The organism is Streptomyces lusitanus (assembly GCF_042647945.1).
Taxonomy (GTDB): domain Bacteria; phylum Actinomycetota; class Actinomycetes; order Streptomycetales; family Streptomycetaceae; genus Streptomyces; species Streptomyces pseudogriseolus.
Map to the genome: position 1 here is coordinate 601,333 of NZ_JBHRWL010000002.1, position 15,128 is coordinate 616,460.

At 73.2% G+C, this 15,128-nt stretch carries 16 protein-coding genes; 6 read left to right on the forward strand and 10 right to left on the reverse strand.

Annotated features, from left to right (window positions below):
- The first annotated feature begins 2 nt into the window (after positions 1 to 2).
- A complete protein-coding gene (locus tag ACFOSY_RS04195) occupies positions 3 to 806 on the forward strand; it encodes an NERD domain-containing protein (protein WP_394305325.1) in 804 nt (267 codons plus the stop codon).
- A gap of 56 nt (positions 807 to 862) precedes the next feature.
- On the opposite strand, the gene ligD is transcribed toward ACFOSY_RS04195, so the two are convergent.
- Positions 863 to 1,765 (reverse strand): non-homologous end-joining DNA ligase, encoded by a 903-nt coding sequence (gene ligD, locus ACFOSY_RS04200; protein ID WP_394305326.1) that lies wholly within the window; start codon positions 1,763 to 1,765, stop codon positions 863 to 865.
- Between the two features lie 73 nt (positions 1,766 to 1,838).
- On the opposite strand from ligD, the gene ku reads away from it, so the two are divergent.
- Positions 1,839 to 2,849 (forward strand): non-homologous end joining protein Ku, encoded by a 1,011-nt coding sequence (ku, locus tag ACFOSY_RS04205; RefSeq protein WP_449343576.1) that lies wholly within the window; start codon positions 1,839 to 1,841, stop codon positions 2,847 to 2,849.
- A 576-nt stretch (positions 2,850 to 3,425) separates the two neighbouring features.
- Here the strand turns inward: ku and ACFOSY_RS04210 are convergent.
- On the reverse strand, positions 3,426 to 5,201 hold the full coding sequence (locus ACFOSY_RS04210) for a beta-ketoacyl-[acyl-carrier-protein] synthase family protein (protein WP_394305328.1): 1,776 nt from the start codon (positions 5,199 to 5,201) through the stop codon (positions 3,426 to 3,428).
- 433 nt (positions 5,202 to 5,634) lie between these two features.
- Here ACFOSY_RS04210 and ACFOSY_RS04215 point away from each other — a divergent pair, with 433 nt between their 5' ends.
- Positions 5,635 to 6,150 (forward strand): SigE family RNA polymerase sigma factor, encoded by a 516-nt coding sequence (locus tag ACFOSY_RS04215; protein ID WP_225654407.1) that lies wholly within the window; start codon positions 5,635 to 5,637, stop codon positions 6,148 to 6,150.
- Positions 6,140 to 6,796 (forward strand): hypothetical protein, encoded by a 657-nt coding sequence (locus ACFOSY_RS04220; RefSeq protein ID WP_394305329.1) that lies wholly within the window; start codon positions 6,140 to 6,142, stop codon positions 6,794 to 6,796. The genes ACFOSY_RS04215 and ACFOSY_RS04220 overlap by 11 nt, the downstream gene beginning before the upstream one ends.
- Positions 6,797 to 6,814: 18 nt before the next feature.
- On the opposite strand, the gene ACFOSY_RS04225 is transcribed toward ACFOSY_RS04220, so the two are convergent.
- The 6 genes from ACFOSY_RS04225 to ACFOSY_RS04250 all read right to left on the reverse strand — a co-directional run bounded on the left by ACFOSY_RS04225 (position 6,815) and on the right by ACFOSY_RS04250 (position 12,918).
- A complete protein-coding gene (locus ACFOSY_RS04225) occupies positions 6,815 to 7,507 on the reverse strand; it encodes a response regulator (RefSeq protein WP_394305444.1) in 693 nt (230 codons plus the stop codon).
- Positions 7,508 to 7,524: 17 nt separating this feature from the next.
- Positions 7,525 to 8,682, reverse strand: coding sequence for a sensor histidine kinase (locus tag ACFOSY_RS04230; RefSeq protein WP_394305330.1), 1,158 nt, complete (start codon positions 8,680 to 8,682; stop codon positions 7,525 to 7,527).
- Positions 8,679 to 9,506: a CPBP family intramembrane glutamic endopeptidase gene (locus ACFOSY_RS04235; protein WP_394305331.1), complete on the reverse strand. Its 828-nt coding sequence runs from the start codon at positions 9,504 to 9,506 to the stop codon at positions 8,679 to 8,681. Before ACFOSY_RS04235 ends, ACFOSY_RS04230 begins: the two co-directional genes overlap by 4 nt.
- A 258-nt stretch (positions 9,507 to 9,764) precedes the next feature.
- Entirely contained in the window at positions 9,765 to 10,625 is an 861-nt protein-coding gene (locus ACFOSY_RS04240) for a carbohydrate ABC transporter permease (RefSeq protein WP_019522962.1), read from the reverse strand.
- Complete coding sequence (locus tag ACFOSY_RS04245; RefSeq protein WP_394305332.1) at positions 10,622 to 11,563, reverse strand: carbohydrate ABC transporter permease; 942 nt, start codon at positions 11,561 to 11,563, stop codon at positions 10,622 to 10,624. The genes ACFOSY_RS04240 and ACFOSY_RS04245 overlap by 4 nt, the downstream gene beginning before the upstream one ends.
- Complete coding sequence (locus ACFOSY_RS04250) at positions 11,563 to 12,918, reverse strand: sugar ABC transporter substrate-binding protein (RefSeq protein ID WP_394305333.1); 1,356 nt, start codon at positions 12,916 to 12,918, stop codon at positions 11,563 to 11,565. The genes ACFOSY_RS04245 and ACFOSY_RS04250 overlap by 1 nt, the downstream gene beginning before the upstream one ends.
- A 181-nt stretch (positions 12,919 to 13,099) precedes the next feature.
- Here ACFOSY_RS04250 and ACFOSY_RS04255 point away from each other — a divergent pair, with 181 nt between their 5' ends.
- Positions 13,100 to 13,960 (forward strand): class I SAM-dependent methyltransferase, encoded by an 861-nt coding sequence (locus tag ACFOSY_RS04255; protein WP_394305334.1) that lies wholly within the window; start codon positions 13,100 to 13,102, stop codon positions 13,958 to 13,960.
- Complete coding sequence (locus ACFOSY_RS04260) at positions 13,953 to 14,300, forward strand: hypothetical protein (RefSeq protein WP_394305335.1); 348 nt, start codon at positions 13,953 to 13,955, stop codon at positions 14,298 to 14,300. The genes ACFOSY_RS04255 and ACFOSY_RS04260 overlap by 8 nt, the downstream gene beginning before the upstream one ends.
- A 55-nt stretch (positions 14,301 to 14,355) precedes the next feature.
- Here ACFOSY_RS04260 and ACFOSY_RS04265 read toward each other — a convergent pair whose 3' ends face one another.
- Positions 14,356 to 14,769, reverse strand: a complete 414-nt coding sequence (locus ACFOSY_RS04265; RefSeq protein WP_394305336.1) for a PIN domain-containing protein — start codon at positions 14,767 to 14,769, stop codon at positions 14,356 to 14,358.
- Positions 14,766 to 15,029, reverse strand: a complete 264-nt coding sequence (locus ACFOSY_RS04270; RefSeq protein ID WP_394305337.1) for a CopG family transcriptional regulator — start codon at positions 15,027 to 15,029, stop codon at positions 14,766 to 14,768. Before ACFOSY_RS04270 ends, ACFOSY_RS04265 begins: the two co-directional genes overlap by 4 nt.
- Positions 15,030 to 15,128 lie beyond the last annotated feature (99 nt).

A 15,128-nucleotide genomic window follows, 5' to 3' on the forward strand; every position in this document is an offset into this window, starting at 1 on the left:
GCATGGACGGACCGCGCGTCGTGCCGGCCCGCCGGCACGGCAGGGACTGGCTCTACGTCCGCCTCCCGGACGGCAGGAACATCGCCTGGTACGACCGTGAGGCGGCCCGTGTGAACCTGCTCGACGCCGAGCGGGAGGCCGAGGTGCTCACGGCCCTGGGCCCGTACCTCACCGGCCCGGTCGCCGTCGGACCGCCCCCGGTCCCCACCTCCGCCGACCTCGCCCGGCTCTCCCTCCACCCCGACGACGACCTCGCCCCGAACCGTCCCGGCGAGGCCCTGCTCGTCGCCCTCGACCGCGACCCCGGCCCGGCGCGCCGCCTGCGCCCGGACCCGCGCCGTGCGGAACTGGCCGCGCAGCGGGCCGTGGGCGACGCCCTCGACGCCATGGACGGCGCCGGCTGGCACGCCCTGCACTCCCTGCCGCTCCCCGGCGGCCACCGCGTCCACCATCTGCTGATCGGCCCCGGCGGCCTGTACGCCCTGCACGTCCGGTCCGCCCACCGGCAGCGGGTGACCGTCGCGGAGCCGCAGGTGCGCGTCGGCCGGCGCCCGCCCGAGCCCGTACTGCACCGGGTACGGGCCGACGCCGACCGGGCCGCGTACGCCCTCACCGCCGAGGTCCGCCCCGTGCTGGTCCTGGCCGGCGCCCGGCGCGTGACGGTCGCCGCCGCGCCGCGCGGGGTGCGGATTCTCACGGACGCGGAGGTGCCGGGCCTGGCCCGAGGGGGCGGGGTACTGAAGCCCGCGGACGTCGAGGCGCTGTACGCGGCGGCGCGGGACCGGAGGACGTGGGCGGGGCTGTGAAGCGCGGGCTGTGAGCGCGGGGCGCTAGGGGGGCGGGGGGCTAGGGCGGCGGGGGCTCAGGGTCCCTCGGTGTGCCGTTCGGGCAGCGTGCCCGCCTCGTCCGGGTCCAGCAGCGGTGCCAGCAGGTCGCCGAAGTCCTGCAGCCGCGGAGGGATGTCCGGCGCCCGCAGCGCCATGCGGTCCGGTGACCGGCACTCCTCGACCTCCTGCCAGGTCACCGGCGCCGACACCAGCGGCTCGGCGCGCGCCCGCAGGGTGTACGGGGCGGCGGTGGTCTTGCGCGCCGCGTTCTGGCTCCAGTCGACGAAAACCTTCCCCGGCCGCAGGCTCCGCTTCATCTGGTGCAGCACCAGCCGGGGCATCGCCTTCTCCGCCTCCACGGCCAGGGTCTTCGCGTAGTCGGACACCTGTTCGGACGAGGAGCCCCGTACCGCCGCCAGCAGATGCAGCCCCTTCGACCCGGACGTCTTCGCGTACGCCTCGATCCCGTCCCGGGCCAGCCGCTCCCGCAGCCACAGCGCGACCTCGCAGCAGTGGACGACCGTCGCCGGCGGCCCCGGGTCCAGGTCGAACACGACGCGGTCCGCCTGCCCGGGGTCGGTGATGCGCCACTGGTGGGTGTGGAACTCCGCGACCAGGTTCGCCGCCCACATCAGGCTCGGCAGATCCTCCACCAGCACCATCCGGGCGGGCCCCTCCGACCTCGGCACCTCGGCGGTGGTGACCCAGTCGGGCGTACCGGGCGGCACGTTCTTGGTGAAGAACACCTGCCCGTCGGGCCCGTCCGGATACCGCAGGAAGGACACCGGCCGCTCCCGCAGATGCGGCAGCAGCACGCCGGCCACGGTCGCGTAGTAGTGCAGGACCTCCGCCTTCGTGAAGCCGGTGGCGGGATACAGCACCTTCTCCAGATTGCTGAGCGGGAGCCGTCGCCCCTCCACCTCCGTGATGGGAGTCATACGATGACAATCTCACGCAAACCATGACAAAGGGTCCGACATCGATCGGCGGACGACCGGAGAGGTGCTGCTCGTGAGGTCCATCTGGAACGGCGCGATCTCGTTCGGGCTGGTCAGCATCCCGATCAAGCTGGTGAACGCCACCGAGAACCATTCGATCTCCTTCCGGCAGATCCACACCGAGGACGGCGGACGGATCCGCTACCGGAAGTTCTGCGAGCTGGAGGACCGCGAGGTCACCGGCCAGGAGATCGGCAAGGGCTACGAGGACTCGGACGGCACGATCATCCCGATCACCGACGAGGACCTGGCCGGGCTGCCGATTCCGACCGCCAAGACGATCGAGATCGTCGCCTTCGTGCCCGAGGACCGCATCGACCCGCTCCAGATGGACGCCGCGTACTACCTCGCCGCGGGCGGGGCGCCCGCGGCGAAGCCGTACACGCTGCTGCGGGAGGCGCTGAAGCGGAGCAAGAAGGTCGCGATCACGAAGTACGCCCTGCGCGGGCGGGAGCGGCTCGGCATGCTGCGCGTGGTCGGCGACGCGATCGCCATGCACGGCCTGCTGTGGCCGGACGAGGTCCGGGCTCCCGAGGGGGTCGCGCCGGACGCCGACGTCACCGTGCGGGACAAGGAGCTGGACCTCGCGGACGCGCTGATGGACACGCTCGGGGAGGTCGACCTGGAGGACCTGCACGACGAGTACCGCGAGGCGGTGGAGGAGGTCGTCGCCGCGAAGGCGGCCGGCGAGACCCCGCGGGAGGCGCCGGCCCCGGAGGCCGGCGGCGGCAAGGTCCTGGACCTCATGGCGGCCCTGGAGAACAGCGTCCGCGCGGCCCGCGAGTCCCGAGGCGAGGACGCCGAAGTCAAGCGCCTTCCCCCGCGCAAGACGTCCCGCTCGTCCCCGAAGGACACGGGCGGCAAGAAGTCGACGTCGACGGCGAAGAAGAAGACGACGTCGTCGCCTCGGAAGTCGACGTCGAAGACGTCGTCGTCGCAGGCCGAGAAGAAGAGCGCGGCGAAGAAGACGGCGGCGAAGAAGGCCCCGGCGAAGAAGACGCCGTCCCGCAAACGCTCGGCCTGACCCGCCTGCGGGTGGTGTGCCTGCGGCGCAGGGCTGAGGTTCGGTGGGGGTTGCGGTCGGACGCCTGCGGCGCAGGGTTGCGGTGCGGTGGGGGCGGGCGTAGCGCCCGGGGTGGGGTGGTGGTGCGGGGCCGCGGCGGGGGTGGACGTCCTCGGTCTGGCGCGAGAGTGCGTACTTGTATGTGACGGGCGCGGACGCGCCAGCCGCTGCGGGCGCCCACCCCCACCCCGCCCCCTCCCCGCCGCGGGCGGCTACACCGACACCGGTGGCGCGCGGCAGGCTGCCGCCAACTGCGGGCATTCGTGCCGCTGGGGCGGCACGGGTGGGCGCGGCGGCACCTCGTTGGCGCCGAGTTGCGCGAACACCCCCCGGCCCGCACCAACGCTGGTGCGTGTTGTCCCGCCAGCCGCAGGCAGTCGTGCCGCTGGGGCGCCGGGGGGGGCGCAAACGCCAGGATGCGCGACACCCCCGCCCGCACCAACACGCGGCACCCCGAAAACGTGCCCCGCACCAACGCCCCGCGCCTGAAAAGGCGCCCCCGCACCAACGCCCCGCGCCCCGGAAACGCGCCCCGCGTTACGCCACCCGCCGCAACGCCAGCACGGCGTTATGCCCCCCGAACCCGAAGGAATTGCTCAGCACAAGATCGCCGGACCCCGGCAACCTCCGCGGCGCGTCCCGGACGACGTCCAGATCGATCCCGTCGTCCACCTCCCCGCACCCCACAGTCGGCGGCACCACCCCGTGGTGCAACGTCAGCACCGCCGCCACCGCCTCGACCCCACCCGCGGCCCCCTGAAGATGCCCCAGGTGCCCCTTCAGCGCGGTCACCGGCAGCGGCCGCCCGCCCAGCACCCCCCGCAGGGCCCGCGCCTCGGCGAGATCCCCGTCCACCGTCGCGGTGGCATGCGCGTTCACATGGACGACGTCCGCCACCTCACCGCCCGCGTCCCGCACGGCCCGCCGCAGCGCCAGCGCGATCCCGTCACCGCTCGGGTCCGGCGCGGCCACGTGGTAGGCGTCCGCGGACAGCCCCCAGCCCGCCGCCTCGCAGTAGATCCGCGCCCCGCGCGCCCGAGCGTGCTCCTCGGACTCCAGCACGAGCACTCCCGCCCCCTCACCATTGACGAACCCGTCCCGGTCCTTGGCGAACGGCCGCGACGGCGATCCCTGCGACGGGTCGCCCTCCGCCAGCGCCCGCATCGCCGCGAAGGACGCCATGATCGCGGGGGTGACGACCGCCTCGGCCCCGCCGGCCAGGGCGACGTCGACCCGCCCGTACCGGATCCGGTCGACGGCCTGCCCGATCGCCTCCGTGCCGGAGGCGCAGGCGCTGGTCACGGTGCGTGCCTCACCGGTGATGTGCAGGTCGAGGGAGACCTGGGAGGCCGCCTGCGACGGCACCGTCATCGGCGTGGTGAGCGGGGACACACCCCGCGGCCCGCGGTCCCGCAGCTTGCGGTCGCCGCCGACCAGCACCGACGCGTCCCCGAGGATCGCGCCGAGGCTCACCCCGACCCGCTCCGGGTCCAGCCCGCTCTCGCGCGTGCCGCCGTCGGCGTACCCGGCGTCGGCCCACGCCTCGCGTGCCGCCAGCACCGCGAACTGGGCCGCCCGGTTCATCCGGCGCGCCGCCTGCCGGGGCAGCAGCCCGGCCGGGTCGACGGGCACCGTGCCGGCGATCCGCACCGGCAGCCCGTCGAACTCCGGGTCGGTCAACTCCCGTATGCCGTGCCGCCCTTCGAGCAGCCCGTCCCACAGCTCGCCGGTGCCCACGCCCAGCGGGGTGACCGCGCCGAGCCCGGTGACCACCACGCGCCGCGGGCCGGCAGCCCGCGCCTCCCGCACGGGACGCGGTTCGTGCCGTACGACCGTGCCGTCGCGGCCTGCGTCGGCGGCCCAGCGGCGCACCTCCTCGTCGGTCGCGGCGTGGGCGTCGGCGGCCTCGGTGGTGTCCCGGTGCCAGGCGCCCCAGCGGCGTACGTACGTCACCTCGTCCGCCAGCGGGTCCACCGCCCGCAGGACGGTCAGCCGGTCGCCGTCGCGGAACGTCACGCCCTCCAGGGACACCGGCTCCACCAGCGGCACCTCGGCCACGTCCACCCGCCGCCCGGCGACGGTCACCGTCTGCTCGCGCCGCAGGTCCTCCTCGTGGTCCACCCCGCCCAGCGGCGGCCGCAGCGTGACCCGGATCACCTCGGGGGAGACGGGCAGCGTGTGCGTGACGACGTGCCAGCGCCGCTCGGCCGCGTCCTCGGGGGACAGGGCGAACAGGTCGCCGGGGACGACCTCCGCGGCGGTCACCTCGTAGGGACGGATGGGCACTTCAGGCGTTCCGGGGGAGTGCGTCATGGAGGAAGATGCTCTCTTTGGTCCGAACTGTCGTATTGGGGCGGTTCCGAGTGTTGTGTACGACCGGCGAACGGGCCACGATCCACTTCACAGGGTGTCCGATTTGCCCTGGTCTACCAGGGGGGTGACGCGGAACACGTTCGCCAAGAGGCGTGCGGGAGTGCAGAGTTACCGGTGCGTGGTGGCACTGTGGAAAACGTCACGAAGTCCCTGTGTGCGGCCCCGTCCGCCCCCACGGAACGAGGCGCACGTCACGTTCCGCGCGGCCGCCCCACCGGGCTCCGCCCCCACCGGCACGGTGGTCCGACTGATCCCGGAGGCCGGTTCCGGCGTCTTCCAACGGGGCGCGTTCCGACGTACGCGACCCGCCGGACGGCCCGAGGGACGCCGGCGGACGGGTCGGCCCAGGTGATCAGAGACTGCGGTGGAGGGCATGGACGAGGACGAGTTCGACGCTTTCTACGCGGCTGCCTTCCCCCGGCTGACCGGCCAGCTGTTCGCCTTCACCGGGGACCTCGGCGAGGCCCAGGACGTGGTTCAGGAGGCGTTCGTACGCGCCTGGGACCGGCGCCACCGGCTCATGGCCGACGAGGCGCCCGAGGCCTGGGTGCGCACCGTCGCCATGCGCCTCGCGGTGAGCCGCTGGCGCCGCGCGAAGCGCTGGCTGGAACTGGTGCGGCACTCCCCGCCGCCCGAGACGACGCCCGGACCGGGCCCCGACCGCACCGCCCTGGTCGCCGCCCTGCGCCAACTCCCGGAGGCCCAGCGGATGGCGGTCGTGCTGCACCATCTGTGCGACCTCAGTGTCGAGCAGGTAGCCTCCGAGACCGGCGCGCCGGTGGGCACCGTCAAGGCCCGCCTGTCCCGCGGACGGGCGGCACTGGCCCGCCACCTGGCGACGGACGAGGCCGAGGAGCCGGCCTGGGAGGAGGGCGGCCGTGTCGGATGAAGTCACCGGTGCCCTGCGGGCGTTGGCGGCCCGGTACGAGACACCGCCGCCCCTGCCCGCCGCCGAGGTCCGCGCCCGCGCCCGCCGCCGCTCACGCCGCCGCCGGGCCACCCTCGCGCTCGGCACCGCGGCCACGGCCGCCTGCGCCGTCGCCGTCGTGACCCTCGCCCTGCACCCCGACCACGCGGCGGGGAAACGGCACCGGCCCGGCGCGCCCCCGGCCACCTCTCCCAGCACTGCCCGGCCCTCCGGCACCTCCGCCCCCACCCGTGCGCCCCGCCCGTCCGGCCGCCTCGACGTGCACCTGCGCACCCTCACCCTCGCCGACCGCGTGCTGCGCGTCGACCTGCGCGCCGCCGGCCGCTTCCCGCCCGGCACCCGCCTCACGGTGGTCGCCCGTAGCGCCGGCGCGGTGCTGCCACTGAAGACCCGCACCGAGGTCCACCAGGTCAAGGTGCCCTACCTCGTCGAACTGCGCACCCCCGACGGCGAGCACGTCTACGCGGGCGCCCTCGCCTTCGACGCCAAGGTGCTGCGGTCCCTCTCGGGCGACACGGGCTGGGTGGGCCTCAGCGCGCCGGACGCCGAATGGCTGCACGACCGGCTCCGCGACGGCGACCAGATCGAGACGGCGGCCACACGTTGAACGGCGCGTGCAGGTAGGTCAGTTGACCAGCCCGCGCCGGTACGCGTAGACGACCGCCTGCACCCGGTCGCGGAGATGCAGCTTGGACAGGATGCGGGACACGAACGTCTTGACCGTCTCCTGGCTGATCACCAGCGCCGCCGCGATCTCGCTGTTGGACAGACCGTCCGCGATGAGCCGCAGCACCTCCAGCTCGCGCGGCGTCAGCGGGATCTCGCGGTCGCCGCCGTCGGAGGGGCGGATCCGGGAGGCGTACCGGCCCACGAGCTGCCGGGTCACCTCCGGGTCGAGCAGCGCCGCGCCCGACGCCACCGTCCGGATGCCGTGCAGCAGCCGGTCCGGCGGGGCGTCCTTCAGCAGGAACCCGCTCGCGCCCGCGCGCAGCGCCGCGTACACGTACTCGTCGAGGTTGAACGTCGTCACCACGAGCACCTTCACGGGGTCCCGCACCCCGGAGCCGGCCAGCAGCCGCGTGGCCTCGATGCCGTCGAGCACGGGCATCCGCACGTCCATCACGACGACGTCCGGGCGCACCTTCGCGGCCAGGTCGACGGCGGCGCGCCCGTCCGCGCACTCGCCGGCCACCTCCATGTCGGGCTGCGCGCCGATGATGGTGACCAGCCCGGTGCGCACCAGCATCTGGTCGTCGCAGACGAGCACGCGTACGGGTGCGCCGCTCGCGCCCGGGTCGCGGACGGGCGGGCCGCTCACGCGAGGGTCGCGTCCGCTCACGCCCGGCTCCCCGTCGGTATCCGCGCCCGTACGGCGAATCCCCCGCCGGGGCGCGGCCCCGCCTCGAACTCGCCGCCGAGGACGTCCACCCGCTCCCGGAGACCGGCCAGCCCGCGCCCGCTGCCGCCGGGCGAGGCCACGTCCCGCGTCCCGGGACCGTCCGTGCCGACCTCCACCGTGATGTCCCTCTCGCCGTGCCGCACCAGAACCGAAGTCGCCTGTCCGTGAGCGTACTTGAGCGCGTTGGTGAGGGCCTCCTGCACCACCCGGTACGCCACCAGGTCCGCGCTTCCGGTCGACGCGGCCGGGGTGCCCTTCTCGGTGAACTCCACCGGCTGCCCGGCCCGGCGCGTCTGCTCCACCAGCGTCAGCAGCCGGCCCACCGGCGGGGTGCGGGAGCCCTCCCCGTGGTCCGGGTTCAGCAGGTCCAGCAGGTGCCGCAGGTCGGCGACGGCCCGCCGGCCGGTGTCGCTGACCGCGGTCAGCGCCTCGTCGAGCCGTTCGGGCGCGGCGGTCAGATACCGCGCCGCCTCCGCCTGCACCACCATCGCGGTCACATGGTGGGTCACCACGTCGTGCAACTCCCGCGCGATCCGCGCCCGTTCCGCCGCTCGCGTCCGCTCCGCCACCTGGTGACGCCGCTCCGCCTCGGCGATCCGGGTCGAGCGCAGCCACGCCCCGCCGCCCCACAGCAGACACAGCGCCACGTAGAACGACACGAACTCGGCGGGCGGCTCGTCCGTCCCGCGCCGCACCAGCTCGGCGACGAACAGCACGTACGCCATGGAGAGGACGGCGACGGTGGTGCGCCGGTACCGCTCCAGATGGGCGCCCGCGCTCAGCAGCGCCAGCGGCAGCGCCGTCCCCGCGACCGTGTGGTAGCCGCGCAGCTGGTCCAGCGCGAAACCGGCCGCCACCACGGTCAGGCAGACGGCCGGCCACCACCGCCGCAGCGTGAGCGCCAGCGTCTGGAACCCGATCGCGACGACGGCCACCGCGTCGTACGGGCGCTCCGCCACCGCGCCGATGTCGGTGCCGCTGCCGCGCATGCTCGGGACGAACGCCAGCGCGCACAGCAGCACGGCGAACGGCAGGTCCCGGGCCGTGACGTGCAGTCGGCCCCAGACCTGCCGCAGCCCGTGCGGACGGATCACCGGGCGAGCGCGGCGGCGTCGGCCCGCCGCGAGCGGCGGGGCACTAGCTGACCGCGCCGGCGGGCCAGCCACAGGAGGCCGACGGTCACCAGCGCCCAGAACACCAGCGTGTACAGGCTGGCCTCGGGCCCGAACTCACCGCCGCTGATCAGGGTCGGCCCGGAGGTGGAGGCGTCCAGCAGGCCCTGCTGGGTGTCGTTGCCGGAGACCTCGGTGCTGAAGATGCCGGACGCGGCGAAGTTCCAGCCGAAGTGCAGGCCGATCGGCAGCCACAGGCTCCGGGTGGCGACGTACGCGGCGCCCAGCATCGGGCCCGCCGACAGCGCGATGACGGTGGCGCCCCACAGGCTCGCGTCCGGGTTCAGCAGATGCCACGCGCCGAACAGCACACTGGTCGGGATCAGCGCCCCCCACGTGCCGAACCGCTCCTCCATGGTCCTGAACAATACGCCGCGGAACAGGAGTTCCTCCGTGACGGAGGCGGCGGCCATGAACCCGGCCAGCCCCACGGCCCCGCTGTACGACCCCCAGCCGTCCACCTCGTAGTGCCCGAGGAAGGCGATGTTCGCGACCACGGACGCGAACACCAGCGTGCCGAGCAGCACACCCCGCCCGACCGCGCCGACGGCGCCCTTCCGGGCCACCTCCGTGACCGGCCGCTTCTCGGTCCGCCCCACCACCCAGGCGTAGACGTACACGGCCAGCACCGCCGTCACCAGACCCACACCCAGCGTGGCCCACGGATTGTCCTGGACCGCGGCCGCGCTCTGTCCCCCGATCAGGGACACCACCACCACGGCCAGCAACTGCCAGACGACACGCACGACGTACTCCTAGGGCGGGATGGGGAACGCGGCGGTGACAGCACCGCCGCTCCGACCCTCCCGACGCTACGGAGACGCGCCGCGGGAAGCGTCACCACCGGGTGGACACCCGCGCGTAGCTCCTACGGGGGACACAGGGCGGGCGGTGTCCCCCACGGGTGTCCCCGGTGTCCCCCAGGGGTGTCCCGGGGCGGGCCCGTCAGGTCACTGCCCGGGGCGGGCCCGCCGAAGTCACATCGCAAGGCGGCCCCGCCGGGATCACCCCTTCACCGCCCCCGAGGTGAGCCCCCGGATGAAGGACCGCTGGAGCGCGAGGAACGCCAGCACCGACGGCAGCATCGCCAGGAACGCGCCCACCAGGAGCACGCCGATGCCCACCTGGTCGTCGGAGCGCAGGGAGCGCAGCGCCAGCGGCAGCGTGTACTGCGCCGGGTCGGTGGCGACCAGCAGCGGCAGCATGTACTGGTCCCAGATCATCGTGAAGCCGAAGATGCCGATGACGCCCAGCGCGGGACGGCACAGCGGCAGCACGACCTGCCAGAACACCCGGAACTCGCCCGCGCCGTCCAGCCGCGCCGACTCCTCCAGCTCCTTCGGGATCTCCTTCATGAACTCGGTCATCACCAGGATGGAGAACCCCCAGGCCGCGACCGGCACGATCATGCCGACCAGCGAGCCGACCAGGCTGACGTGCAGCAGCGGCAGGTCCGCCAGCAGCACCGACAGCGGCACGGCCAGCACCTCCTCCGGCAGCATCATCGTCGCCAGGATCAGCACCAGCACCACCGCCGACCCCCGGAACCGCTTGCGGGCCAGGGCGTACCCGGCGAACACGCTCACCAGCACCTGGAGCGCCAGTCCGCCGCCCACCACGAGGAAGGAGTTGAGCAGGTAGTCGAGGACGTTGCGGTCGACCGCCCGCTCCAGGTTGTCGAGGGACAGCCGGTCGGGCCACAGGGTGAACTGCGTGGGATCGACGGTCGGGGTGAACGCGCCGACCATCAGCGCGAGCAGCGGCCCCGCGAACACCATGAACAGCGCGGCGTACAGCACGAACCGCAGCACCCGCGCCCACGGCCCGCGCGCCTCCGCCAGTCCGAGCGCCGTCTCGTTCCTCATCGGACCTCCCTCCGACGCAGCCGCGACACCACGGTCAGCACCAGCAGCACCAGGAACAGCAGCACGGTCCCGGCCGCCGCGACACCCAACTCGTTGCGTTCGAGCCCGAGTTTGTACGTCAGCGTCAGCAGCACCTCGGTGGAGCCGTCGGGCCCGCCGTTGGTCAGCAGGAACACCTCGGTGAAGACGCGCAGGCCCCGGATCGCCGCGAGCGTCAGCAGAATGGCGAACACCGGCCGCAGCCCGGGCAGGGTGACGTGCCAGATCCGCCGCCACCGCGAGGCGCCGTCGACCGCGGACGCCTCGTAGAGCACCCGGTCCACCCCCGCCAGCCCGGCCAGGAAGATCATCATGTCGTACGGCGCTCCCCGCCAGATGCCGACGAAGGCGATGGACGCGAGGGAGCTGTCGGGGGAGTTGAGGAACTCGCTCGGCCCCAGACCGAGCACGCCGAGCACCGAGTTCAGCGCGCCGCCCTCCGCCGGGTAGTACATGACCCGCCACACCTCGGCGACCACGGCCATCGCCGTGACCACCGGCAGGAAGATCGCCGACCGGACGAACCACAGCGCGCGCGTCTGCCCCTCCAGCAGCAGCGCCAGCGCGAGCCCCAGCACGATCGAACCGGCCGTCGTCGCCACCGCCAGCACGACCGTGTGCCACACGGCCGCGCCGAAGTCGGAACTCCCCGCGATCTCGGCGTAGTTCTCGCCCCCGACATAGGTGTTGCCGAGGAACGGCCGCACCTCCTCGAAGCTCATCCGCACGGCCTGCGCCATGGGGATGAACTTGAAGTACAGGAAGAGCAGCAGCGCCGGCGCGAGGAACAGCCACGGCGTCGCGCCCCGCCGCAGCCGCGACCACACCGGCGCCGCCGGACGGGCCGGCCGCCCTGCCCGCGTCTTCGGCGACGACGCCCGCGCCTCGGTCGCCGTCATCAGCCCGTGGCCCCCTGCTTCTCGAGCTCGGCGTCGATCTCGTCGGCGAGTTCGCCCATCGCGCCGGCGACGTCACGGGAGCACTCGGAGACCACGCCGTTCAGCCCCTCGGCCGAGATCTGGCGCACGGTCGCCCAGTTGGGCAGCGCGGGCGCGTTGCGGCCGTGCTCGTCGTACACCTTCTGGAAGACGTCCCAGCGCGGGTCCTCGCGCTCGGCGGCGCCGTCCACGGTGGTGTTGACCGGGAGCCGGACGATGATGCCGCCGTTGTCGAGTCCGAGGCCGATCTTCTGCCCGGCGGGGGAGGCGGCGAACTCGGCGAACTGCTGCTGCCCCTTCTCGTTGGCGGACCCGGCCATCAGATAGACGTTCTCACCCTCGGCCAGGGCAGCGGCCTCGCCGCCGGCGCCGGGCGGGGCGGCGACGACCTCGTACTTGTCCTTGCCGAGCGACCCGTCGAACCGCGGCAGCATGTACGGCCCGGTCAGATAGATGCCGCCCTTGCCGCTCTCGAACACGGTGTGGGTGGTGGCGGAGTCGGCGGTGCTGGCACCCGGCTGCACGACCTTGGAGTCGCAGAACATGGCCTGGAGCTTCTCGACGGCCTTGACGGAGGCGGGATCGTCGACGGCGGCGACGTACCCGTCCCCGTCCTTCTTGACGAAGTCGCCGCCCTCCGACCAGAGCATGGTGGAGAACCACCAGGTCAGATAGCCGCGGGTGGTGCCGCCGGGCACGACCATGCCGGCGGTGTCGTCCTTGCCGTTGCCGTCGGGGTCTTCCTTGGTGAACTTGACGGCGAGCTGAGTGAGTTCATCCCATGAGGAGGGCAGGTCGGCCCCCACCTTCTCCCGCCAGTCCTTCCGTATGAGGAGGGCGAAGGCCTGCGAGTTGAAGGGCACCCCGTAGTACTTGCCGTCGTACCCCTGCGCCGCCTCCCAGGCGCGGTCGGCGAGGTCACCGCTCCCGGCGACCCCCTCCCGGTCCACCTCGCGCACGAGCCCCTGAGTCACGAGATTGCCCAGCTGGCCGGTGTCGTTGATGACGATGTCGGGGAGGTCCTTCTGCGCGGTGCGCTGCTGGAGCTTGGTCTCGAAGTCGTTCACACCGACCGCGACCAGCTTGGCCTCGATGCCGCTCTCCTCGGTGAACGCCTTGGTGAGCGCCTCCGCCGACTCGGCGGCCGGACTCCCGGCGTCCTGCCGGATCCAGACCTCCAACGGCGCGGACTCGTCCTGCTGTTGACCTGAGGAGCCCGAGGAACACCCGGTGGCGGTGACGGCGGCTGCGACGACCACGGCGGCAAGCGCGCCGAGCCGCCGCCTTCGTACTGGCGTGCGGAGTTGATTCGACACGGGAGGCTCCGTCCATTCCGTACGGGCGAGGTGGCGGGACTCTATGCAGAGAGGCAATGTCGAATCAATAGAATGAACAACATTTACATACATGAACGAGGGTGATCGCACCGCGAGCCCCAGCCGCCGCGGGCGTCGCAAAGGGGGCGCGGGTTCGCCGGGACGGGGGCACGATGAACCCATGGCGGACACCCCCATCACGAACACGCACCAGTACGAGGCCTGGAACGGCTACGAGGGCCGGCACTGGGCCGACCACCAAGCGCGCTACGACGCCCTGAACGACGAGCTGAACGCCCCGCTCCTGGAAGCGGCCGCCCTCCGCGACACCGACACGGTCCTGGACATCGGTTGCGGCAACGGCAGCGTGACGCGACTGGCGGCCCGCCGCGCACGGCACGCGGTGGGCATCGACCTGTCGGCGCCGATGCTGGAACGCGCCCGCACGACCGCCGAGACCGAAGGCCTCCACAACGTCACCCACGTCCAGGGCGACGCCCAGGTTCACCCCTTCGAACGGTCGGCCTTCGACGCGGTCCTGAGCCGCTACGGGGTCATGTTCTTCGCGGACCCGGTGGCGGCGTTCGGCAACATCGCGGGGGCGCTGCGGGAGGGCGGCCGGCTGGCCTTCGTCTGCCCCCAGTCCTTCGACCGCCTGGACCAGGCGAGGATCTTCGAGGCGGTGGCGCGGTACGCACCCCTGCCGGACCTGACGGCGGCGTCGGCCACGGGCCCGGCGTCGTTCGCGGACCCGTCCCGGACGAGGGCAGTGCTGTCGGCGGCGGGCTTCGAGGGGATCGAGGTGACCCCCTTGGAGACGCACCAGCACTGGGGCACGGACCCGGCCGACGCGTCGGCGTTCCTCTTCGGCTGGGGGCCGATGCGGCACTGGCTGCGGGACACGCCGGAGGAGGCGGTGTCCCGCGCCCGGGAGGCGGCGACGGAGGCGTTCGGGGGGTTCGTGACGGGGGCGGGGGCCGGGGCCGGGGCGGGGGTGCGGCTGAGGTCGCGAAGCTGGCTGGTGACGGCGACGCGTGGCTGAGCCCGAGCCAAAGCCCGGTGACCTCGCACCCCAGTGGAGGGACCTGTCCAACAACGTGTACGGCATCCTGCACGGGCACGGGGACGCGGCCCCGATAGCCGTGCGCTTCGAACGGCATGGCTGGAGCTTGCGGTCGTCGTCCTGGTACGGCTACGAGGTGGGCACCACGTGGTGCGAGGTCGAACTAGAGCCGGCGGACGGCCCGGACGTCCTCCTGAACGGAATGATGGACCCGTCCCGCTTCACCGACCTGGCGGCGCTCCTCGACCGCTTCGGGCTGTCGTACACGCTGGAGATGTACGACGAGGAGGGCAGCCTGCTCAGGGAGATGCGGGGGTGACGTCCGCGCGGCCGACAGCAGGATGACGGGGGAGCGCGAAGGCTGAGCGCCGCCGTCAGACCTTGATGACGGTGATACGCCCGCCGCCGAGCGCTGCCAGGTCCTCCGGGTCGGAGGTGAGGACCGTGACCGGGCCGGGCGCGGCGAGGGCGGTGGCGCAGAGCATGGCGTCGATGGCGTACTTGTGCCCGTGCAGGCCGGCGTCGGCGAGGAGGGCGGCTGCTCGCCGGGCGATCGGCTCGCTGACCGGTTCGACCACCAGGCGCGAAAGGGTCCACTCCAGCGCCGGTCGGTTGATCCGGGGGTGTACCACTTCGACAAGGGTGGCTGCCGATGTGATCACGCGCAGGTCGTCGGCGCGCGCCAGAGCGAGCCAGGCGGTCACCGTGCGGTCGCGCAGAACGGCTTTGGCCAGCCCCTCGCTGTCGAGAACCAGGGTGCCACCGGGGGTGGCGGGGGAGGGCGTCACGCCGCGTCCGCCCCGTTCCGGCGCTGCTGCTCGCGAGCCTGGTGGAGCTGGTCCCGCAGAGCCTGGACCTCTTCCTCCGTGACGGGGCCGTGCTCCGCCTCGGCGACCTGGATGAGGTCGTTGAGGTTGTCACGCTCGATCTGACGGGCGACGGCCGCGGCGACGTAGGACGACAGGCCGGAGGGACCACTGCGCGCACGAGCGGCCTCGGCGATGTCCCGGGGCATCGTGATCGAGTACTTCTGGGTAGGCTCACTCATACTCTTCATGCTACCTCGGATGCCACCACTGTGAGCGGTCCGAGGCCAAGAGGGTGCCTTGTACGACTGGCGCCCTATTGCGCGTACGACTTGTCATAC